Origin of the sequence: Pseudomonas sp. JL3, from assembly GCF_031570575.1 — a bacterium.
Lineage (GTDB): Bacteria > Pseudomonadota > Gammaproteobacteria > Pseudomonadales > Pseudomonadaceae > Aquipseudomonas > Aquipseudomonas cucumis.
The window spans coordinates 1-20,015 of the sequence record NZ_JAKWJK010000018.1 but is presented as its reverse complement, the minus strand read 5'-3'; the positions used below and the strand labels follow the sequence as shown (position 1 = coordinate 20,015).

General features: G+C 57.6%; 17 protein-coding genes and 2 tRNA genes. 18 read left to right on the top strand and 1 reads right to left on the bottom strand.

The window, feature by feature from the left end; genetic code table 11:
• Nucleotides 1-45: 45 nt before the first annotated feature.
• Genes carB through MMG91_RS24165 form a run of 3 tightly spaced genes read left to right on the top strand, consistent with a single transcriptional unit; the run spans nt 46 to nt 4,173 of the window.
• Nucleotides 46-3,267: a carbamoyl-phosphate synthase large subunit gene (gene carB / locus MMG91_RS24175; protein ID WP_305448146.1), complete on the top strand. Its 3,222-nt coding sequence runs from the start codon at nt 46-48 to the stop codon at nt 3,265-3,267.
• A complete protein-coding gene (greA, locus tag MMG91_RS24170) occupies nt 3,264-3,740 on the top strand; it encodes a transcription elongation factor GreA (RefSeq protein ID WP_305504470.1) in 477 nt (158 codons plus the stop codon). The genes carB and greA overlap by 4 nt, the downstream gene beginning before the upstream one ends.
• A 28-nt stretch (nt 3,741-3,768) precedes the next feature.
• Complete coding sequence (locus tag MMG91_RS24165) at nt 3,769-4,173, top strand: MFS transporter (RefSeq protein WP_310660934.1); 405 nt, start codon at nt 3,769-3,771, stop codon at nt 4,171-4,173.
• Between the two features lie 9 nt (nt 4,174-4,182).
• Here MMG91_RS24165 and MMG91_RS24160 read toward each other — a convergent pair whose 3' ends face one another.
• Nucleotides 4,183-4,491, bottom strand: coding sequence for a YhbY family RNA-binding protein (locus tag MMG91_RS24160; RefSeq protein WP_007900503.1), 309 nt, complete (start codon nt 4,489-4,491; stop codon nt 4,183-4,185).
• A 105-nt stretch (nt 4,492-4,596) separates the two neighbouring features.
• Here MMG91_RS24160 and rlmE point away from each other — a divergent pair, with 105 nt between their 5' ends.
• The 15 genes from rlmE (at nt 4,597) to pnp (ending at nt 19,919) form a co-directional block, all read left to right on the top strand.
• Nucleotides 4,597-5,229, top strand: coding sequence for a 23S rRNA (uridine(2552)-2'-O)-methyltransferase RlmE (gene rlmE, locus MMG91_RS24155; RefSeq protein WP_003177853.1), 633 nt, complete (start codon nt 4,597-4,599; stop codon nt 5,227-5,229).
• A gap of 200 nt (nt 5,230-5,429) precedes the next feature.
• Nucleotides 5,430-7,340, top strand: a complete 1,911-nt coding sequence (gene ftsH, locus MMG91_RS24150; RefSeq protein ID WP_052965666.1) for an ATP-dependent zinc metalloprotease FtsH — start codon at nt 5,430-5,432, stop codon at nt 7,338-7,340.
• Nucleotides 7,341-7,348: 8 nt separating this feature from the next.
• A complete protein-coding gene (folP, locus tag MMG91_RS24145; RefSeq protein WP_305448148.1) occupies nt 7,349-8,200 on the top strand; it encodes a dihydropteroate synthase in 852 nt (283 codons plus the stop codon).
• Between the two features lie 16 nt (nt 8,201-8,216).
• A complete protein-coding gene (gene glmM / locus MMG91_RS24140; RefSeq protein WP_305504476.1) occupies nt 8,217-9,554 on the top strand; it encodes a phosphoglucosamine mutase in 1,338 nt (445 codons plus the stop codon).
• A gap of 66 nt (nt 9,555-9,620) precedes the next feature.
• The gene (tpiA, locus tag MMG91_RS24135; protein WP_310660933.1) at nt 9,621-10,376 is read left to right on the top strand and encodes a triose-phosphate isomerase; all 756 of its coding nucleotides are present in this window, start codon (nt 9,621-9,623) and stop codon (nt 10,374-10,376) included.
• Between the two features lie 4 nt (nt 10,377-10,380).
• A complete protein-coding gene (gene secG, locus MMG91_RS24130) occupies nt 10,381-10,764 on the top strand; it encodes a preprotein translocase subunit SecG (RefSeq protein WP_017336473.1) in 384 nt (127 codons plus the stop codon).
• Nucleotides 10,765-10,786: 22 nt separating this feature from the next.
• Nucleotides 10,787-10,872 (top strand) — tRNA-Leu (locus tag MMG91_RS24125).
• A 96-nt stretch (nt 10,873-10,968) separates the two neighbouring features.
• Nucleotides 10,969-11,045 (top strand) — tRNA-Met (locus tag MMG91_RS24120).
• 138 nt (nt 11,046-11,183) lie between these two features.
• Nucleotides 11,184-11,642, top strand: a complete 459-nt coding sequence (gene rimP, locus MMG91_RS24115; protein ID WP_010463487.1) for a ribosome maturation factor RimP — start codon at nt 11,184-11,186, stop codon at nt 11,640-11,642.
• 47 nt (nt 11,643-11,689) lie between these two features.
• Entirely contained in the window at nt 11,690-13,171 is a 1,482-nt protein-coding gene (gene nusA / locus MMG91_RS24110) for a transcription termination factor NusA (protein WP_007900474.1), read from the top strand.
• A 27-nt stretch (nt 13,172-13,198) separates the two neighbouring features.
• Entirely contained in the window at nt 13,199-15,724 is a 2,526-nt protein-coding gene (gene infB / locus MMG91_RS24105; protein WP_007900470.1) for a translation initiation factor IF-2, read from the top strand.
• Between the two features lie 159 nt (nt 15,725-15,883).
• Nucleotides 15,884-16,285 (top strand): 30S ribosome-binding factor RbfA, encoded by a 402-nt coding sequence (gene rbfA, locus MMG91_RS24100; RefSeq protein WP_007900467.1) that lies wholly within the window; start codon nt 15,884-15,886, stop codon nt 16,283-16,285.
• 3 nt (nt 16,286-16,288) lie between these two features.
• Nucleotides 16,289-17,206, top strand: coding sequence for a tRNA pseudouridine(55) synthase TruB (truB, locus tag MMG91_RS24095; RefSeq protein ID WP_007900465.1), 918 nt, complete (start codon nt 16,289-16,291; stop codon nt 17,204-17,206).
• Between the two features lie 142 nt (nt 17,207-17,348).
• The gene (gene rpsO / locus MMG91_RS24090) at nt 17,349-17,618 is read left to right on the top strand and encodes a 30S ribosomal protein S15 (protein WP_011332409.1); all 270 of its coding nucleotides are present in this window, start codon (nt 17,349-17,351) and stop codon (nt 17,616-17,618) included.
• A gap of 195 nt (nt 17,619-17,813) precedes the next feature.
• A complete protein-coding gene (gene pnp / locus MMG91_RS24085; RefSeq protein ID WP_007900459.1) occupies nt 17,814-19,919 on the top strand; it encodes a polyribonucleotide nucleotidyltransferase in 2,106 nt (701 codons plus the stop codon).
• Nucleotides 19,920-20,015 lie beyond the last annotated feature (96 nt).

Below are 20,015 nucleotides of genomic sequence, written 5' to 3'. Positions count from 1 at the left end.
AACAAGACGGCTTGCCGACTGACCTGCGGATTTGAGTGACAACCCATGCCAAAACGTACAGACATTAAAAGCATCCTGATTCTCGGCGCTGGCCCGATCGTGATCGGCCAGGCCTGCGAATTCGACTACTCCGGCGCCCAGGCCTGTAAAGCCCTGCGCGAGGAGGGTTACCGCGTCATCCTGGTGAACTCCAACCCGGCGACCATCATGACCGACCCGGCCATGGCCGACGCCACCTACATCGAGCCGATCAAGTGGCAGACCGTTGCCAAGATCATCGAGAAAGAGCGTCCGGACGCACTGCTGCCGACCATGGGTGGCCAGACTGCCCTGAACTGCGCCCTGGACCTGGAGCGCGAAGGCGTTCTGGAGAAGTTCGGCGTAGAAATGATCGGTGCCAACGCTGACACCATCGACAAGGCCGAAGACCGTTCGCGCTTCGACAAGGCGATGAAATCCATCGGTCTGGACTGCCCGCGTTCGGGTATCGCCCACAGCATGGAAGAGGCCAACGCGGTTCTCGATCGCCTGGGCTTTCCGTGCATCATTCGTCCGTCCTTCACCATGGGCGGCACCGGTGGCGGTATCGCTTACAACCGTGAAGAGTTCGAAGAAATCTGCGCCCGCGGTCTGGACCTGTCGCCGACCAAAGAGCTGCTGATCGACGAATCGCTGATTGGCTGGAAAGAGTACGAGATGGAGGTTGTCCGCGATAAGAAGGACAACTGCATCATCGTCTGCTCCATCGAAAACTTCGACCCGATGGGCGTGCATACCGGTGACTCGATCACTGTTGCGCCAGCACAGACCCTGACCGACAAGGAATACCAGATCCTGCGTAACGCCTCCTTGGCGGTATTGCGCGAGATCGGCGTCGAGACCGGCGGTTCCAACGTCCAGTTCGGCATTTGCCCGAACACCGGTCGCATGGTCGTGATCGAGATGAACCCGCGGGTATCCCGTTCCTCGGCCCTGGCCTCGAAAGCCACCGGTTTCCCGATCGCCAAGGTCGCGGCGAAACTGGCCGTCGGTTACACCCTCGACGAGTTGTCGAACGACATCACCGGTGGCAAGACCCCGGCGTCCTTCGAGCCGTCCATCGACTACGTCGTCACCAAGCTGCCACGCTTCGCCTTCGAGAAATTCCCGAAAGCCGACGCGCGCCTGACCACTCAAATGAAGTCGGTCGGTGAAGTCATGGCCATCGGCCGGACCTTCCAGGAATCCTTGCAGAAAGCCCTGCGCGGTCTGGAAGTGGGCGTTTGCGGCCTGGACGAGAAGCTCGACCTGAGCAACCCGGAAAGCATGAGCATCCTCAAGCGCGAACTGACCGTGCCAGGCGCCGAGCGTATCTGGTACGTCGCTGATGCGTTCCGCGCCGGCCTGTCGGTCGAAGACATTTTCGGCATGAACATGATCGACCCGTGGTTCCTGGTGCAGATCGAAGATCTGATCAAGGAAGAAGAGAAGGTCAAGACCCTGGGTCTGGCCAGCATCGACCACGACTTGATGTTCCGCCTCAAGCGCAAAGGCTTCTCCGACATGCGTCTGGCCAAGCTGCTGGGCGTGACCGAGAAGGCTCTGCGTCGCCACCGTCACAAGCTGGAAATCTTCCCGGTCTACAAGCGCGTTGACACCTGCGCGGCCGAGTTCGCCACCGACACCGCTTACCTCTACTCGACGTACGAGGAAGAGTGCGAAGCCGCGCCGTCGGGCCGCGACAAGATCATGATCCTCGGCGGCGGTCCTAACCGTATCGGCCAGGGCATCGAGTTCGACTACTGCTGCGTACACGCGGCACTGGCCCTGCGTGAAGACGGTTACGAGACCATCATGGTCAACTGTAACCCGGAAACCGTTTCCACCGACTACGACACTTCCGATCGTCTTTATTTCGAGCCAGTGACCCTGGAAGATGTACTGGAAATCGTCCGCGTCGAGAAGCCTAAAGGCGTGATCGTCCAGTACGGCGGCCAAACCCCGTTGAAATTGGCGCGTGCCCTGGAAGAGGCCGGCGTGCCAATCATCGGCACCAGCCCTGACGCCATCGACCGTGCCGAAGACCGTGAGCGCTTCCAGCAAATGGTTGAGCGTCTGAACCTGCGTCAGCCGCCAAACGCCACCGTGCGCAGCGAAGACGAAGCGATTCGTGCTGCGGCCAAGATCGGTTACCCGCTGGTGGTTCGTCCGTCCTACGTACTGGGCGGCCGCGCGATGGAAATCGTCTACGAAGAAGAAGAACTCAAGCGCTACCTGCGTGATGCGGTGAAAGTATCCAACGACAGCCCGGTGCTGCTCGATCACTTCCTCAATTGCGCGATTGAAATGGACGTGGATGCGGTCTGTGACGGCACCGACGTGGTGATCGGCGCGATCATGCAGCACATCGAGCAGGCCGGCGTTCACTCCGGTGACTCGGCATGCTCCCTGCCGCCGTACTCGCTGCCTGCTCACATCCAGGACGAGATGCGCGAACAGGTCAAGAAAATGGCTCTGGAACTGGGCGTTGTCGGCCTGATGAACGTTCAGTTGGCGCTGCAAGGCGAAGACATCTACGTCATCGAAGTCAATCCGCGCGCTTCCCGTACCGTACCGTTCGTCTCCAAGTGCATCGGTGTTTCCCTGGCAATGATCGCGGCTCGCGTGATGGCTGGTAAAACCCTGAAAGAAATCGGCTTCACCAAAGAAATCATTCCGAACTTCTACAGCGTGAAGGAGGCGGTGTTCCCATTCGCCAAATTCCCTGGCGTGGACCCGATCCTGGGCCCTGAGATGAAGTCCACCGGTGAAGTGATGGGTGTGGGCGATACTTTCGGCGAAGCCTTTGCCAAAGCCCAGATGGGTGCCAGCGAAGTGCTGCCGACTGGCGGTACTGCGTTCATCAGCGTGCGTGACGATGACAAACCACTGGTTGCAGGCGTGGCCCGTGATCTGATCAACTTGGGCTTCGAAGTGGTCGCCACTGCCGGTACTGCCAAGCTGATCGAAGCCGCAGGCCTGAAAGTGCGTCGTGTGAACAAGGTGACCGAGGGTCGTCCGCACGTGGTCGACATGATCAAGAATGACGAAGTCACCCTGATCATCAACACCACCGAAGGTCGCCAGTCGATCGCCGATTCCTACTCCATTCGTCGTAATGCCTTGCAGCACAAGATCTACTGCACCACTACCATTGCTGCTGGCGAAGCTATCTGCGAAGCGCTGAAGTTCGGTCCCGAGAAGACCGTGCGCCGCTTGCAGGATCTACACGCAGGATTGAAGGCATGATCAAATACCCAATGACCGTCAAGGGCGCCAAGGCCCTGGAAGAAGAACACGCTCATCTGACCAAGGTCGTTCGTCCGAAGCTCAGCCAGGACATCGGTACGGCCCGTGAGTTGGGTGACTTGAAGGAAAACGCCGAATACCACGCCGCTCGCGAGCAGCAGGGTATGGTCGAGGCGCGAATTCGTGACATCGAAGGCCGGATTCAGAATCAGGTCATCATCGATGTCACGACCATTCCTCACACCGGCAAAGTGATTTTCGGCACCACCGTTGAAATCGCCAACGTCGAGACTGATGAGCGCGTCACTTACCACATCGTCGGTGAGGATGAGGCGGACTTCAAACTCGGCAAGATTTCGGTGGGTTCGCCACTGGCTCGCGCCTTGATTGCCAAGGAAGAGGGTGATGTGGTCGCCGTGAAAACGCCGGGTGGCGTTATCGAGTATGAGATTGTCGAAGTTCGCCACCTCTGAAAGAAGGCGCCCGCTACGTGCGGGCGCCATGCTTTGGCAGTTGACCCAAATGTTGTGGGTTGGCGGCGTGTGGTTGTTGCACATCGGCCTGCTGCCGGTGCTGGGGCGAATAGGCCTGGCACCGCTGCTGATCGACGAAATTGCAGGCGTGCTGAATACGCTGATGGTGGGATTTGCCGCAGCGTGTGTGGTTTTTCAGGCTTTGGTGCTGGTTCAGGCCGAGGGCCTTGCCAGTCTATGGCGCGATATTCGTGGGCAACTGCTGATGATGGCGCTGTGCGGGGTTGCGATGCATTTCGCGGTCCGCATCGGCTGGCCGCAGGCGGCGCATTGGCAGCTGTTCAGCTATCTTGTTCTGGGGTTTTCCGGGCTGGTGCTGGTGATGCAACCGGTGCCGGGATGGAGTGTGAGGGTGCGCGAAGCACACCCTTGACCCTTGTCATCACTTGAAGCGATGGACGTTCGACAGCTGCTTGTTGACGCTGAAGTTCTTGCGGTAAATCAGTGCCATCTTGCCGATGACCTGAACCAGATCGGCTTTGCCGGCCTTGCAGAGTTCTGCAATGGCTGCCAAGCGCGATTCGCGATCGAGGATGTTGAGCTTGATTTTGATCAGCTCGTGATCCGCCAGCGCGCGTTCAAGTTCGGCTAACACACCTTCAGTCAAACCGTTGTCAGCCACAATCAAAACTGGTTTCAGATGGTGGCCAATGGATTTGTACTGTTTCTTCTGCTCTTGAGTGAGCGGCATAATCTGACCCCTGCGTCTGATCTTGTAAAAAGCGGCGGCCAGTTTACCCGAGCGAGTCCGGGACCGCCCAGTTAATCACGACCCGTTTTATTTTCGAGGTGGCCCGTGGCCCGTTCCAAGACAAGTCTTAAATGGCTGCAAGAGCATTTCAACGACCCATTCGTGAAAATGGCGCAAAAAGACGGGTATCGCTCCCGTGCCAGCTACAAGCTGCTGGAGATTCAGGAAAGGGATCGTTTGATCCGTCCGGGCATGAGCGTGATCGACCTGGGCGCCGCCCCGGGTGGCTGGTCCCAGGTGACCAGTCGTCTGATTGGTGGGCAAGGCACACTGATCGCTTCCGACATCCTGGAAATGGACAGCATCCCGGATGTGACCTTCATTCAGGGTGACTTCACCGAGGACGCCGTACTGGCGCAGATCCTTGAAGCTGTCGGAAAAAACGAGGTGGACCTTGTGATTTCCGATATGGCCCCCAATATGAGTGGATTGGCGTCTGTTGATATGCCGCGATCGATGTTCCTGTGCGAGTTGGCACTGGATCTTGCGACTCGGGTGTTGAAGCCAGGTGGTGATTTTTTGATCAAGGTCTTCCAGGGTGAAGGCTTCGACGAATACCACAAAAGCGTTCGCAAGCAGTTCGAGAAGGTCACGACGCGCAAGCCGAAATCGTCGCGTGATCGCTCCCGTGAGCAGTACCTGCTGGGCCGTGGTTTCCGTGGTCGCAGTGAGGAATAAAAGGTTTTTCGACCGGGGCGATAGGTTTTTCGTATTTCGTCCCGTGAGCATTAGCGAATATTGTGTAGAAAGTGTTTCACAAAGGGTTACAGACGGCGCCTGCCAGAGCCGTAGGTAATGTAGTAAGTTAGGCCGGTGAATATCATGCGAAGCACGCGCCATTAGCGGAGCTTGCTTCAGAGGGTAGTTAATTGAACGATATGGCAAAGAATCTGATCCTGTGGTTGATCATCGCGGCTGTCCTGGTGACGGTGATGAACAACTTCTCCAGCCCTAACGAGCCGCAGACCCTCAACTATTCCGACTTCATCCAGCAGGTCAAGGATGGCAAGGTCGAGCGCGTAGCGGTTGATGGCTACGTGATTACCGGCAAGCGCAACGATGGCGACAGCTTCAAGACCATCCGTCCGGCAATCCAGGACAATGGCCTGATCGGCGACCTCGTGGATAACCACGTGGTAGTCGAAGGCAAGCAGCCTGAGCAGCAAAGCATCTGGACTCAACTCCTGGTCGCAAGCTTTCCGATTCTGGTGATCATCGCTGTCTTCATGTTCTTCATGCGGCAGATGCAGGGCGGTGCCGGGGGCAAGGGCGGGCCGATGAGCTTCGGCAAGAGCAAGGCGCGCCTGCTCTCCGAAGATCAGGTGAAAACCACGTTGGCTGACGTTGCCGGTTGCGACGAAGCCAAGGAAGAAGTTGGCGAACTGGTCGAATTCCTGCGTGATCCGGGCAAGTTCCAGCGCTTGGGCGGTCGCATTCCTCGTGGCGTTCTGATGGTCGGTCCTCCTGGTACGGGTAAAACCTTGATCGCCAAGGCGATCGCCGGCGAAGCCAAAGTGCCGTTCTTTACCATTTCCGGTTCCGATTTCGTCGAAATGTTCGTCGGTGTCGGTGCCAGTCGTGTTCGCGACATGTTCGAGCAGGCGAAGAAACACGCGCCCTGCATCATCTTCATCGATGAAATCGACGCCGTCGGTCGCCACCGTGGTGCCGGCATGGGCGGTGGTCACGACGAGCGCGAACAGACACTCAACCAGTTGCTGGTAGAGATGGACGGCTTCGAAATGAATGACGGCATCATCGTCATCGCAGCGACCAACCGTCCCGACGTACTGGACCCTGCATTGCTGCGTCCGGGCCGTTTCGACCGTCAGGTCGTGGTCGGTCTGCCGGATATCCGTGGTCGCGAGCAGATTCTCAAAGTCCACATGCGCAAAGTGCCAATGGGTGACGACGTCGCTCCGGCCGTGATCGCGCGTGGTACTCCTGGTTTCTCCGGTGCCGACCTGGCCAACCTGGTGAACGAGGCGTCGTTGTTCGCAGCCCGTGCCGGCAAACGCATCGTCGAGATGAAAGAGTTCGAGCTGGCCAAAGACAAGATCATGATGGGTGCCGAGCGCAAGTCCATGGTCATGTCCGAGAAAGAGAAGCAGAACACTGCTTATCACGAGGCTGGCCACGCTATCGTCGGTCGCGTCGTGCCTGAGCATGATCCGGTCTACAAAGTGTCGATCATCCCGCGCGGTCGCGCGCTCGGTGTGACCATGTTCCTGCCGGAAGAAGATCGCTACAGTCTGTCCAAGCGTGCGCTGATCAGTCAGATCTGCTCGCTGTATGGCGGTCGTATCGCTGAAGAGATGACCCTGGGCTTCGATGGTGTCACCACCGGTGCATCCAACGACATCATGCGTGCCAGCCAGATCGCACGGAACATGGTGACCAAGTGGGGGTTGTCGGAAAAACTCGGTCCGTTGATGTACGCCGAAGAAGAGGGCGAAGTGTTCCTCGGTCGTGGCGGTGGTGGTCAACATGCCAGCTTCTCCGGCGAGACAGCCAAGCTGATCGACTCCGAAGTACGCAGCATCATTGACCAGTGCTACGGCACGGCCAAGCAGATCCTTACGGATAACCGTGACAAGCTCGACGCCATGGCGGATGCCTTGATGAAGTACGAAACGATCGATGCCGATCAGATCGATGACATCATGGCGGGTCGTACGCCTCGCGAACCTCGCGACTGGTCTGGCGGCAGCGATACTTCCGGCACGCCTCCAGCAGTGCAGGATGGGCGTCCGGAAACACCAATCGGTGGCCCGGCTGCTGACGTATAAGGTTTGAAATGACTTCTGTTCAGTCCTCGACCCGGTTGCCTTGCGGCAACCGGGTTCTTGATTTGGCCCAGACGCATGTCATGGGCATTCTCAATGTCACTCCCGACTCCTTTTCCGATGGTGGTCAATACAGTCAGCTCGATGCGGCCCTGCGCCACGCCGAGGCGATGGTGGCGGCTGGCGCGACACTGATCGACATTGGCGGTGAATCGACTCGGCCCGGTGCCAGGGCGGTTTCACCCCTTGAAGAGATGGAGCGCGTAGCGCCTGTCGTCGAGCGTATTCACCGTGAACTCGATGTGATTATCTCTGTCGATACCTCTACACCGGCGATCATGCGCGAAACCGCAAGGTTGGGGGCCGGTTTGATCAATGATGTGCGTTCGTTGCGTCGAGACGGAGCCCTGGATGCAGCGGCGGCCACTGGTTTGCCGGTGTGTCTGATGCATATGCTCGGCGAGCCGGGCGACATGCAGGACAATCCGCAGTACCAGGATGTGACGAAAGAGGTCGGCGAGTTTCTCGTCGAGCGCATGATTCAGTGCGCGTCGGTAGGTATCCCCGCCGAGCGGATCATTCTCGATCCGGGCTTCGGCTTCGCAAAAACTTTGCAGCACAACCTGAGCTTGTTTAAGCATATGGAGGCCTTGCATGCCTTGGGGCGGCCCCTGTTGGTCGGGGTTTCGCGAAAAAGCATGATCGGGCAGGCCTTGAATCGGCCGGTGGGAGAGCGCCTGCATGGCGGTTTGGCGCTCGCGGCACTGGCTTCGATCAAGGGCGCGCGTATATTGCGCGTCCATGATGTGGCCGAAACCGTCGATGTGGTGCGGATGATCGCCGCCGTAGAATCAGCCAAATAAGAATGATGGAGTACTTATGAGCAAAAAATACTTTGGCACCGACGGCATTCGTGGTCGGGTCGGTGAATACCCGATTACTCCTGATTTCATGCTCAAGCTTGGCTGGGCGGCAGGCATGGCATTTCGTAGCATGGGTGCTTGCAAGGTGCTCGTGGGCAAGGACACCCGGATTTCCGGTTACATGTTCGAGTCGGCGCTTGAGGCCGGGCTGACCTCGGCAGGTGCAGATGTAATGCTCCTAGGGCCGATGCCGACGCCGGCCATCGCCTATCTGACGCGGACCTTTCATGCCGAAGCAGGCATCGTGATCAGCGCTTCGCACAATCCTCATGACGATAACGGCATCAAGTTTTTCTCCGGGAAGGGCACCAAGCTTCCGGATGAAGTCGAGCTGATGATTGAAGAGCTGCTCGACACCCCGATGACCGTGGTTGAGTCGAGCAAGATCGGCAAGGTGTCGCGAATCAACGATGCCTCGGGCCGTTATATCGAATTCTGCAAGAGCAGTGTTCCGACCGGTACCAGTTTTGCCGGGCTGAAGATCGTGATCGACTGCGCTCACGGTGCGACCTATAAAGTGGCGCCTAGTGTGTTCCGTGAACTGGGGGCCGATGTTGTTGTGCTTTCTGCTCATCCCAATGGCCTGAACATCAATGAGAATTGCGGTTCGACCCATATGGAGCCACTGCAAGCTGCCGTATTGGCCGAGCATGCTGATTTGGGTATTGCCTTTGACGGTGATGGCGACCGGGTCCAGATGGTCGATCACACTGGCACTGTCGTCGACGGCGACGAGTTGTTGTTCATCATTGCTCGCGATCTGCAAGAGCGCGGCAAGTTGCAGGGCGGTGTGGTCGGTACGCTGATGAGTAACCTGGGGCTGGAATTGGCCCTGGCTGATCTGGCTATTCCTTTTGTGCGCGCCAATGTTGGCGACCGTTACGTGATCTCCGAGTTGCTGGAGCGCGATTGGCAGGTGGGTGGAGAAAACTCAGGGCACATTGTCTGCTTCAGTCATACCACCACCGGTGATGCAATCATTGCCGCGTTGCAGGTATTGATGGCCCTCAAGAGACGCGTAGAAAGCCTGGCTCAGTCCCGTCAGGCGCTGCGCAAGTGTCCTCAGGTGCTGATCAATGTCCGGTTTGGCGGTGGTGCGAATCCGATCGAACATCCGACAGTCAAGGAAGCCAGTGATCGTGTCACCCAGGCGATGGCCGGTCGTGGGCGCGTATTGTTACGCAAGTCCGGGACAGAACCGCTGGTGCGGGTCATGGTCGAAGGCGAGGACGAAACGCAGGTTCGCGGTTACGCCGAAGAGCTGGCAAAACTGGTAACTGAAGTTTCTGTCTGATTTCGGCTTGCCAGCCATGATTGTGTTGGGTAACATCTGCGCCCACTTTGACCGACGAGGTACAGCATGCGTCGCCCTATGGTAGCTGGTAACTGGAAGATGCACGGTACCCGCGCCAGCGTCGCTGAGCTGATCAATGGCCTTCGTCATCAGGCCTTGCCGAGCGGTGTTGATGTTGCGGTATTCCCGTCTTTCTTACATATCAATCAAGTGATTGATGGTCTGGAAGGCAAGTCGATCAAGGTCGGCGCGCAGAACGCTGCGGTGGAATCCAGGCAAGGTGCATTGACCGGTGAAGTTGCGCCGAGTCAATTGGCTGATGAAGGTTGCTCGCTGGTGCTCGTTGGGCATTCCGAGCGGCGCCAGATCGTTGGCGAGAATGATGAAACACTCATTCGCAAATTCGCAGCGGCACAGGCATGTGGCTTGATTCCAGTGTTATGCATAGGGGAAACCCTTGAAGAACGCGAAGCTGGAAAAACTCTTGAGGTTGTCGGGCGTCAGCTTGGCAGTATCATTGAGGAGCTGGGTGTCGGTGTCTTTGCAGGGGCAGTAATCGCTTACGAGCCGGTCTGGGCCATTGGCACTGGGCTGACTGCTTCGCCGCAACAGGCGCAGGATGTGCACGCAGCCATTCGCGCTCAGTTGGCGGCAGAGAATTCTGAAGTCGCGCAAAGTGTGCGGCTTCTATACGGCGGCAGCGTGAAGGCGGCCAATGCGGTCGAACTGTTCGGCATGCCGGATATCGATGGGGGGCTCATTGGTGGAGCTTCCCTGAATGCAGATGAGTTCGGTGCGATTTGTCGCGCCGCGGGAAACTGAAAAAATGCTGGAAACAGTCGTAGTCGTTTTTCATCTGCTGGGTGCATTGGGCGTAGTTGCTCTGGTTTTACTGCAGCAGGGTAAAGGTGCGGATGCTGGCGCGTCTTTCGGAGCAGGTGCTTCAAATACTGTGTTCGGAAGCCAAGGTTCCTCTACCTTTCTTAGTAAGTTTACTGCTATACTTGCCGCCGGTTTCTTCATAACCAGCTTAGGGTTAGGTTACTTTGCTAAAGAGAAGGCTCACCAGCTGACTCAGGTAGGTTTGCCAAACCCGGCAGTGTTGGAAGTTCCAAAGCAGCAACCGGCTTCTGATGATGTTCCGGTGCTTCAAGAGCAAAAGTCGGCTACTCCAGCGACTGACGTACCTCCAGCTCAAGAGCAGAAGTAAGAAGGGTTTCAAACGTAGTATTGCCGAGGTGGTGGAATTGGTAGACACGCAACCTTGAGGTGGTTGTGCCCATAGGGTGTAGGGGTTCGAGTCCCCTTCTCGGTACCAATTATCAGGAGAGCCCGCTGTTGCGGGCTTTCTTGTAGGTGGAAGGTTACATTGACCCTGTCAGGGATCGGTCGTATACTTCCGCCCCAGCTTTGTCGCGGGGTGGAGCAGTCTGGTAGCTCGTCGGGCTCATAACCCGAAGGTCGTCGGTTCAAATCCGGCCCCCGCAACCAGTTTAAGGAGCCCCTTTTAAGGGGCTTTTTGTTAGCTGGACACTTTCAACGCCGCTGTTCAACGGCGTTTCAAGGATGGGCGTTTCGCCCATTTTTTTATTTTGCACAGCATGCACATACATGCACGAGGGGGTTCAGGTGTCGAGCAAGCTAGAAGAGTTGCAGGCCTTGCTGGCCCCGGTGGTCGTGGCCCTAGGCTATGAATGCTGGGGTATTGAGTTTTCGGCTCAAGGTCGCCACTCAATGTTGCGCGTTTATATTGATAAAGAGGGCGGCGTGCTGGTGGACGATTGTGCCATCGTCAGCCGTCAGATCAGCGGTGTACTGGATGTTGAAGATCCGATCGCCGTTGAATACACCCTTGAAGTTTCCTCGCCTGGCATGGAACGCCCACTGTTCACTATTGAGCAGTTTGCAAAATTTGCCGGTGAACAAGTGAAGATCAAGCTGCGCTCGCCTTTTGAAGGTCGGCGCAACTTTCAGGGCCTTCTGCGCGGTGTAGAAGAGCAGGACGTCGTGGTGCAGGTTGAAGACCATGAGTTCCTGTTGCCGATCGATATGATCGACAAGGCCAACATTATTCCCAGTTTTGACTGAGACGCGGATCCCGCGGATCCAATGGCTTGCGAAAGGCGAGGCGTACGATGAGCAAAGAAGTACTGCTGGTTGTTGAGTCGGTATCCAATGAAAAGGGCGTACCGGCAAACGTAATTTTTGAAGCGCTGGAGCTGGCTCTGGCCACTGCTACCAAAAAGCGTTTCGAGGACGAAGTCGATCTGCGTGTGGAAATCAATCGCCACACCGGTGCTTACGAGACATTCCGTCGCTGGACGGTCGTCGAAGAAGCAGACCTGGACGATCCGGCCATCGAAACCTGGCCGAGCAAGGTTGCAGAAACGCATCCTGGTGCCAAGGTCGGCGATGTTGTCGAAGAAAAGATCGAATCCATCGAGTTCGGCCGCATTGCTGCACAGACCGCCAAGCAGGTCATCGTGCAGAAAGTTCGCGAAGCCGAGCGTGCTCAAGTCGTTGACGCTTATCGCGAGCGCCTGGGGGAAATCATCTCCGGCACCGTGAAGAAAGTCACCCGCGACAACGTGATCGTCGATCTGGGCAATAACGCTGAAGCGTTGCTGGCCCGTGAAGACATCATTTCTCGCGAAACCTTCCGGGTTGGCGTGCGTCTGCGTGCGCTGCTCAAGGAAATCCGCACCGAGAACCGCGGCCCTCAGCTGATCCTGTCGCGTACCGCGCCGGAAATGCTGATCGAGTTGTTCCGCATCGAAGTGCCGGAAATCGCTGAAGGCCTGATCGAAGTAATGGCTGCGTCCCGCGACCCGGGTTCGCGCGCCAAGATCGCGGTCCGCTCCAAGGACAAACGCATTGATCCGCAAGGCGCTTGCATCGGTATGCGCGGTTCGCGCGTCCAGGCAGTGTCCGGCGAATTGGGCGGTGAGCGTGTGGATATCGTCCTGTGGGACGATAACCCGGCGCAGTTCGTGATCAATGCGATGTCGCCGGCTGAAGTGGCGGCAATTATCGTTGACGAAGATGCCCATGCAATGGACATCGCCGTTGGCGCAGACAATCTTGCTCAGGCCATCGGTCGCGGTGGTCAGAACGTGCGTCTGGCTAGCCAGTTGACTGGCTGGACCCTGAACGTGATGACCGAATCGGACATCCAGGCTAAGCAGCAAGCAGAAACCGGCGACATCCTGCGCAACTTCATCGACGAGCTGGAAGTCGACGAAGACCTGGCACAGGTGCTGGTAGATGAAGGCTTCACCAGCCTGGAAGAGATTGCCTACGTACCGTTGGAAGAAATGCTCAACATCGACGGCTTTGACGAAGAAACCGTCAACGAGCTTCGCGCTCGCGCCAAGGATCGTTTGTTGACTAAAGCCATCGCTACTGAGGAAAAGCTGGCAGACGCCCATCCGGCCGAAGACCTGCTCTCGCTTGAGGGTATGGACAAGGATTTGGCGATGGAACTGGCGGTGCGCGGCGTAATTACCCGCGAAGACCTGGCCGAGCAGTCTATTGACGACCTGCTCGACATCGACGGCATTGACGATGATCGTGCCGGCAAGTTGATCATGGCCGCCCGAGCCCATTGGTTCGAGTAATTAGGCGCGGCCTGAGGAGAGAAGTGCATGACGCAAGTCACGGTGAAACAACTGGCCGATGAGGTCAAAACACCGGTAGAGCGCCTGTTGCAGCAGATGCGTGAGGCAGGTCTGCCGCACACCGCCGCCGATGAAGGTGTGAGCGATAGTGAGAAGCAGTCTTTGCTGACTCACTTGAAGAGCAGCCACAAGGCGAAAGTGGAAGAACCGCGCAAGATTACATTGCAGCGCAAAACCACCAGCACCCTGCGTGTTGCTGGTAGCAAGAGCATCAGCGTTGAAGTACGCAAGAAGAAAGTCTTCGTACAACGCAGCCCGGAAGAAATCGAAGCCGAGCGCAAACGCGAACTGGAAGAACGCCGCGCAGTAGAAAATGCTGCACGTCAGAAGGCTGAAGAAGAAGCCAAGCGTCGCGCCGAAGAAGAAGCGCGTCGCCAGCCTGCTGCTGCGCAAACCGCTACTAACGACGCCGTTGCAGCGCCTGCTGCAGTTGCCGAACCAGTGCGTGAAAGCGCGCCGGTTGTTGCAGCTGCACCAGCACCTGCGGCCGACACTCGCAAACGCGATGAGCAGCGTCGTCCGGACAAACCACGTGCCGACGATAGCAATCGTCGTGGCAGTGGCGATGGCGAGCGCAAAAACGCTCCGCATCGTGCTTCGGTCAAGGAAAAAGCGCCTGCTCCACGTGTTGCGCCACGTACTACCGACGAAGAAAGCGATGGCTTCCGTCGTGGTGGTCGCGGCAAGGCCAAGCTGAAGAAACGCAACGCCCACGGTTTCCAGAGCCCAACCGGCCCTGTTGTGCGCGAAGTGAAGATCGGCGAGACCATCACTGTTGGCGATCTCGCCCAGCAGATGTCGGTCAAGGCTGCTGAAATCATCAAGTTCATGTTCAAACTGGGTACTCCAGCGACCATCAACCAGGTACTGGATCAGGAAACTGCCCAACTGGTTGCCGAAGAGCTGGGCCACAAAGTGACCCTGGTCAGCGACACCGCCTTGGAAGATTCCCTGGCCGAGTCCCTGAAGTTTGAAGGTGAAGCGTTCTCCCGTGCACCGGTTGTGACCGTAATGGGCCACGTTGACCACGGTAAGACCTCGCTGCTCGACTACATCCGTCGTGCCAAGGTAGCTGCTGGCGAAGCCGGCGGTATCACCCAGCACATCGGTGCGTACCACGTTGAAACTGAACGCGGCATGGTCACCTTCCTCGACACCCCTGGTCACGCCGCGTTTACCGCCATGCGTGCTCGTGGTGCCAAGGCGACCGACATCGTGATCCTGGTGGTTGCAGCGGACGACGGCGTAATGCCGCAAACCGTTGAAGCCGTTCAGCATGCCAAGGCTGCTGGTGTTCCGCTGGTTGTTGCAGTGAACAAAATCGACAAGCCGGGCGCCGATCTCGATCGCATCCGTAGCGAACTGTCGGTTCACGGCGTGACTTCGGAAGAGTGGGGCGGCGACACCCCGTTCGTATCGGTTTCGGCGAAAGTCGGTACCGGCGTGGACGAGTTGCTCGAAGCTGTTCTGCTGCAAGCTGAAGTTCTTGAACTGAAAGCGACCCCTTCGGCTCCTGGCCGTGGCGTCGTGGTTGAATCGCGTCTCGACAAAGGTCGTGGCCCGGTTGCTACCGTTCTGGTTCAAGACGGTACCCTGCGCCAAGGCGACATGGTGCTGGTCGGTTCGAACTATGGCCGCGTTCGCGCCATGCTCGACGAGAACGGCAAGCCAATCAAGGAAGCCGGTCCTTCCATCCCTGTCGAGATTCTCGGCCTGGACGGTACCCCGGACGCTGGCGACGAGATGAGCGTTGTTGCCGACGAGAAGAAAGCCCGTGAAGTGGCTCTGTTCCGTCAAGGCAAGTTCCGCGAAGTCAAACTGGCCCGTGCTCACGCCGGCAAGCTTGAAAATATCTTCGAGAACATGGGTCAGGAAGAGAAGAAGACGCTCAACATCGTCCTCAAATCCGACGTCCGTGGTTCGCTGGAAGCGTTGAACGGTGCCTTGAATGGCCTGGGTAACGACGAAGTGCAAGTGCGTGTGGTCGGTGGCGGTGTCGGTGGTATCACCGAATCCGATGCCAACCTGGCACTGGCCTCCAACGCTGTACTGTTCGGCTTCAACGTGCGTGCCGATGCTGGCGCTCGCAAGATCGTCGAGCAGGAAGGTCTGGATATGCGTTACTACAACGTGATCTACGACATCATCGAAGACGTCAAGAAAGCCCTCACCGGTATGCTGGGCAGCGATGTTCGCGAGAACATCCTGGGTACCGCTGAAGTGCGTGACGTGTTCCGTTCGCCGAAGTTTGGCGCGATCGCCGGTTGCATGGTTATCGAAGGTGTTGTTCACCGTAACCGTCCAATCCGTGTACTGCGTGAAGACATCGTTATCTTCGAAGGCGAGCTGGAATCCCTGCGCCGCTTCAAGGATGACGCTTCCGAAGTACGTGCCGGCATGGAATGCGGTATCGGCGTGAAGAGCTACAACGACGTCAAAGTCGGTGACAAGATCGAAGTCTTCGAGAAGGTTCAGGTTGCTCGCAGCCTCTGACTCGCGCACTTCAAGGGCCACGATGAGCCGCCGCATGCAGATGCGCGGCGCAACGTCCGGACTCTAAACGCAACGCCCGGTCTGGCTTTTGTCAGGCCGGGCGTTTGCCGCTTTCAGACCCCTCGGGTTTCACCGTGGGGCAGTAACAGGTAACAAGACATGGCAAAAGAATACAGCCGTACCCAACGTATCGGCGATCAGATGCAGCGTGAGCTGGCACAGCTGATCCGTCGTGAAGTCAAAGACCCGCGCGTTGGCCTGGTCACCATTACCGCTGTTGAAGTCAGCCGTGACGTCGGTCACGCCAAGATCTTCATCACCGTGATGGGCCAGGACAGCCGCGACGACATCGCGCAAAGCATCAAGGTGCTCAACTCAGCCGCCGGTTTCCTGCGTATGCAGTTGGCTCGCGAAATGAAGTTGCGCAGCGTTCCGCAGTTGCACTTCCATTACGACGAAAGTGTCGTGCGTGGCGCGCACCTGTCGGCCCTGATCGAGCGTGCGGTGGCTGAAGACAATCAGCACCCGGTAGCGGCTGAACCCGAAGACGCCAAGGAGTAATCGGTGGCTCAGGTCAAACGTATCCGTCGTAACGTCAGCGGCATCATCCTGCTCGACAAGCCGCTGGGATTCACTTCCAACGCGGCACTGCAGAAGGTCCGCTGGTTGCTCAATGCCGAGAAGGCCGGGCACACCGGCAGTCTTGACCCGCTGGCCACCGGCGTGCTGCCGTTGTGCTTCGGCGAGGCCACCAAGTTCTCGCAATACCTGCTCGATTCCGACAAGGGTTATGAAACCCTGGCGCAGCTGGGCAAGACCACCACCACGGCCGATGCCGAAGGTGAGGTTTTGCTGGAGCGTCCAGTGACCGTTGGTCGCGCCGATATCGAAGCTGTGCTGCCAAAATTTCGTGGGCAAATCAGTCAGATACCGCCGATGTACTCGGCGCTCAAGCGTGATGGCCAGCCGCTGTACAAGCTGGCCCGTGCAGGCGAAGTAGTGGAGCGCGAACCGCGTTCTGTTACTATTGCGCGCTTGGAATTACTGGCCTTTGAGGGTGATACTGCGCGGCTTGCGGTGGATTGCAGCAAAGGCACCTATATCCGTACCCTGGTGGAGGATATCGGTGAGCAACTCGGTTGTGGCGCTTACGTAGCTGAATTGCGACGTACCCAGGCCGGGCCTTTCACGCTTGCACAGACCGTCACTCTGGAAGAGCTTGAAGCGGTACATGCCGAAGGCGGCAACGAAGCGGTCGACCGCTTCCTGATGCCATCGGACAGCGGCCTGCTGGACTGGCCACTGTTGCATTTCTCGGAGCACAGCGCGTTCTACTGGCTTAACGGCCAACCGGTACGCGCCCCGGATGCACCGAAGTTCGGCATGGTACGGGTACAGGATCACAACGGTCGCTTCATCGGTATCGGTGAAGTGAGCGAAGACGGGCGCATCGCGCCACGTCGACTGATTCGGTCAGAATGACCGGAACCGGCCTGTGTAACAGCAGGCCGGCGAGTGTGGCTGTTAACAGGCACGGTCACTACTCATTTATAGATACAGGGATTTGTCCCTGGCCTGTTGAAGCTGTTTCTTTGAAACAGTTTCCTGATAAAAGGATTGCCTCATGGCTCTCGACGTTCAAGAAAAAGCTCAAATCGTAGCTGACTACCAGCAAGCCGTTGGTGACACTGGTTCGCCAGAAGTGCAAGTTGCACTGCTGACCGCCAACATCAACAAACTGCAAGGTCACTTCAAGGCCAACGGTAAAGATCACCACTCCCGTCGTGGTCTGATCCGTATGGTAAACCAGCGTCGTAAGCTGCTGGACTACCTGAAAGGCAAGGACGTGAGCCGTTACAGCGCTCTGATCGCTCGCCTGGGTCTGCGTCGCTAATAAGCGATTGCGCTAGAGGTTGGTTGTCTGTCGTGCGTCAGTGGGTTTCCCGCTGGCGCATGGCAGGCTCCCAGCCTCAAGTTTTATCTGGATATACGTTTTACCCTGGACAGGCGTTGGGCCGATTCCCGACATTGCCCAAGAATTTCGCAAGAAGACAAGTTCCCCAAGAGCCACAAAAGAAGGTAGGACACCGTGAACCCGGTAATCAAAAAATTCCAGTTCGGTCAGTCGACCGTTACCCTCGAGACTGGCCGTATCGCCCGTCAGGCCTCCGGCGCAGTATTGGTCACTGTTGACGACGACGTCAGCGTATTGGTGACCGTCGTCGGTGCCAAACAAGCCGATCCAGGCAAGGGCTTCTTCCCTCTGTCCGTTCACTACCAGGAAAAGACTTACGCTGCCGGTAAGATCCCTGGCGGTTTCTTCAAGCGTGAAGGCCGTCCTTCCGAGAAAGAAACCCTGACTTCCCGACTGATCGACCGTCCGATCCGTCCACTGTTCCCTGAAGGCTTCATGAACGAAGTGCAGGTTGTCTGCACCGTCGTTTCCACCAGCAAAAAGACCGATCCGGACATCGCTGCGATGATCGGTACCTCGGCTGCCCTGGCCATCTCCGGCATTCCTTTCGATGGCCCGATCGGCGCTGCCCGCGTTGCGTTCCATGAAAGCACCGGCTACCTGCTGAACCCGACTTACGAACAACTGAAAGCTTCGAGCCTGGACATGGTCGTTGCCGGTACTTCGGAAGCTGTGTTGATGGTTGAATCGGAAGCCAAAGAGCTGACCGAAGACCAGATGCTGGGCGCTGTACTGTTTGCTCACGACGAGTTCCAGGTGGTGATCAACGCCGTCAAGGAACTGGCCGCCGAAGCTGCCAAGCCGACCTGGACCTGGGCTCCTCAGCCAGAAGCCACCGCACTGCTGGGCGCTATCCGTGCCGAGTTCGGCGAAGCGATCTCCCAGGCTTACACCATCACCGTCAAAGCCGACCGTTATGCACGTCTGGGCGAGCTGAAAGACCAGGTGGTTGCCAAGCTGTCCGGTGAAGAAGGCCAACCGACTTCCGCTGAAGTCAAAGCGGCGTTCGGCGAAATCGAATACCGCACCGTTCGCGAAAACATCGTAAACGGCAAGCCACGTATCGATGGCCGCGACACCAAGACCGTCCGTCCGTTGAACATCGAAGTCGGTGTTCTGCCCAAGACCCACGGTTCGGCACTGTTCACCCGTGGCGAAACCCAGGCCCTGGTCGTCGCGACTCTGGGTACTGCCCGTGACGCACAGCTGCTGGACACCCTGGAAGGCGAGAAAAAAGACCCGTTCATGCTGCACTACAACTTCCCTCCGTTCTCGGTAGGTGAGTGTGGTCGCATGGGTGGCGCTGGTCGTCGCGAAATCGGTCACGGCCGTCTGGCCCGTCGTTCGGTTCAGGCCATGCTGCCTGCTGCCGACGTGTTCCCGTACACCATTCGTGTGGTTTCGGAAATCACCGAATCCAACGGTTCGAGCTCCATGGCTTCGGTCTGCGGCGCTTCCCTGGCTCTGATGGATGCCGGCGTTCCGATGAAGGCACCGGTTGCCGGTATCGCCATGGGTCTGGTTAAAGAAGGCGAGAAATTCGCCGTCCTGACCGACATCCTGGGCGACGAAGATCACCTCGGCGACATGGACTTCAAAGTAGCCGGTACCGCCAAAGGTGTTACCGCGCTGCAGATGGACATCAAGATCAAGGGCATCACCGAAGAAATCATGGAAATCGCTCTGGGCCAAGCCCTGGAAGCGCGCCTGAACATCCTCGGTCAGATGAACCAGATCATTGGCCAGTCGCGTACCGAGCTGTCGGAAAACGCTCCGACCATGATCGCGATGAAAATCGACACCGACAAAATCCGTGATGTCATCGGTAAAGGCGGCGCGACCATTCGTGCGATCTGTGAAGAAACCAAGGCTTCGATCGACATCGAAGACGACGGTTCGATCAAGATCTTCGGCGAAACCAAGGAAGCGGCTGAAGCGGCACGTCAGCGCGTTCTGGGCATCACCGCAGAAGCCGAGATCGGCAAGATCTACGTTGGTAAGGTTGAGCGCATCGTCGACTTCGGCGCATTCGTCAACATCCTGCCGGGCAAGGACGGTCTGGTTCACATCTCGATGCTGAGCGATGCTCGCGTTGAGAAAGTGACCGACATCCTGAAAGAAGGCCAGGAAGTGGAAGTACTGGTACTGGACGTGGACAACCGCGGCCGTATCAAGCTGTCCATCAAAGACGTAGCAGCAGCCAAGGCTTCGGGCGTTTAATCACCCCGCGCCTGACCGCTTCAACGTTATAAAAAATGCCCCGCCGTGAAAACGGCGGGGCATTAATGAGATGGTCACCCCCACACCCTGCGAGGG

What these genes read in the sequence shown, in the direction of transcription:
- glmM (WP_305504476.1), top strand. Translation starts at nt 8,217, where the DNA reads ATGAGCAAAAAATACTTTGGCACCGACGGCATTCGTGGTCGGGTCGGT.
- nusA (WP_007900474.1), top strand. Translation starts at nt 11,690, where the DNA reads ATGAGCAAAGAAGTACTGCTGGTTGTTGAGTCGGTATCCAATGAAAAG.
- tpiA (WP_310660933.1), top strand. Translation starts at nt 9,621, where the DNA reads ATGCGTCGCCCTATGGTAGCTGGTAACTGGAAGATGCACGGTACCCGC.
- greA (WP_305504470.1), top strand. Translation starts at nt 3,264, where the DNA reads ATGATCAAATACCCAATGACCGTCAAGGGCGCCAAGGCCCTGGAAGAA.
- MMG91_RS24165 (WP_310660934.1), top strand. Translation starts at nt 3,769, where the DNA reads ATGCTTTGGCAGTTGACCCAAATGTTGTGGGTTGGCGGCGTGTGGTTG.
- infB (WP_007900470.1), top strand. Translation starts at nt 13,199, where the DNA reads ATGACGCAAGTCACGGTGAAACAACTGGCCGATGAGGTCAAAACACCG.
- MMG91_RS24160 (WP_007900503.1), bottom strand. Translation starts at nt 4,491, where the DNA reads ATGCCGCTCACTCAAGAGCAGAAGAAACAGTACAAATCCATTGGCCAC.
- rpsO (WP_011332409.1), top strand. Translation starts at nt 17,349, where the DNA reads ATGGCTCTCGACGTTCAAGAAAAAGCTCAAATCGTAGCTGACTACCAG.
- folP (WP_305448148.1), top strand. Translation starts at nt 7,349, where the DNA reads ATGACTTCTGTTCAGTCCTCGACCCGGTTGCCTTGCGGCAACCGGGTT.
- ftsH (WP_052965666.1), top strand. Translation starts at nt 5,430, where the DNA reads ATGGCAAAGAATCTGATCCTGTGGTTGATCATCGCGGCTGTCCTGGTG.
- carB (WP_305448146.1), top strand. Translation starts at nt 46, where the DNA reads ATGCCAAAACGTACAGACATTAAAAGCATCCTGATTCTCGGCGCTGGC.
- rbfA (WP_007900467.1), top strand. Translation starts at nt 15,884, where the DNA reads ATGGCAAAAGAATACAGCCGTACCCAACGTATCGGCGATCAGATGCAG.
- secG (WP_017336473.1), top strand. Translation starts at nt 10,381, where the DNA reads ATGCTGGAAACAGTCGTAGTCGTTTTTCATCTGCTGGGTGCATTGGGC.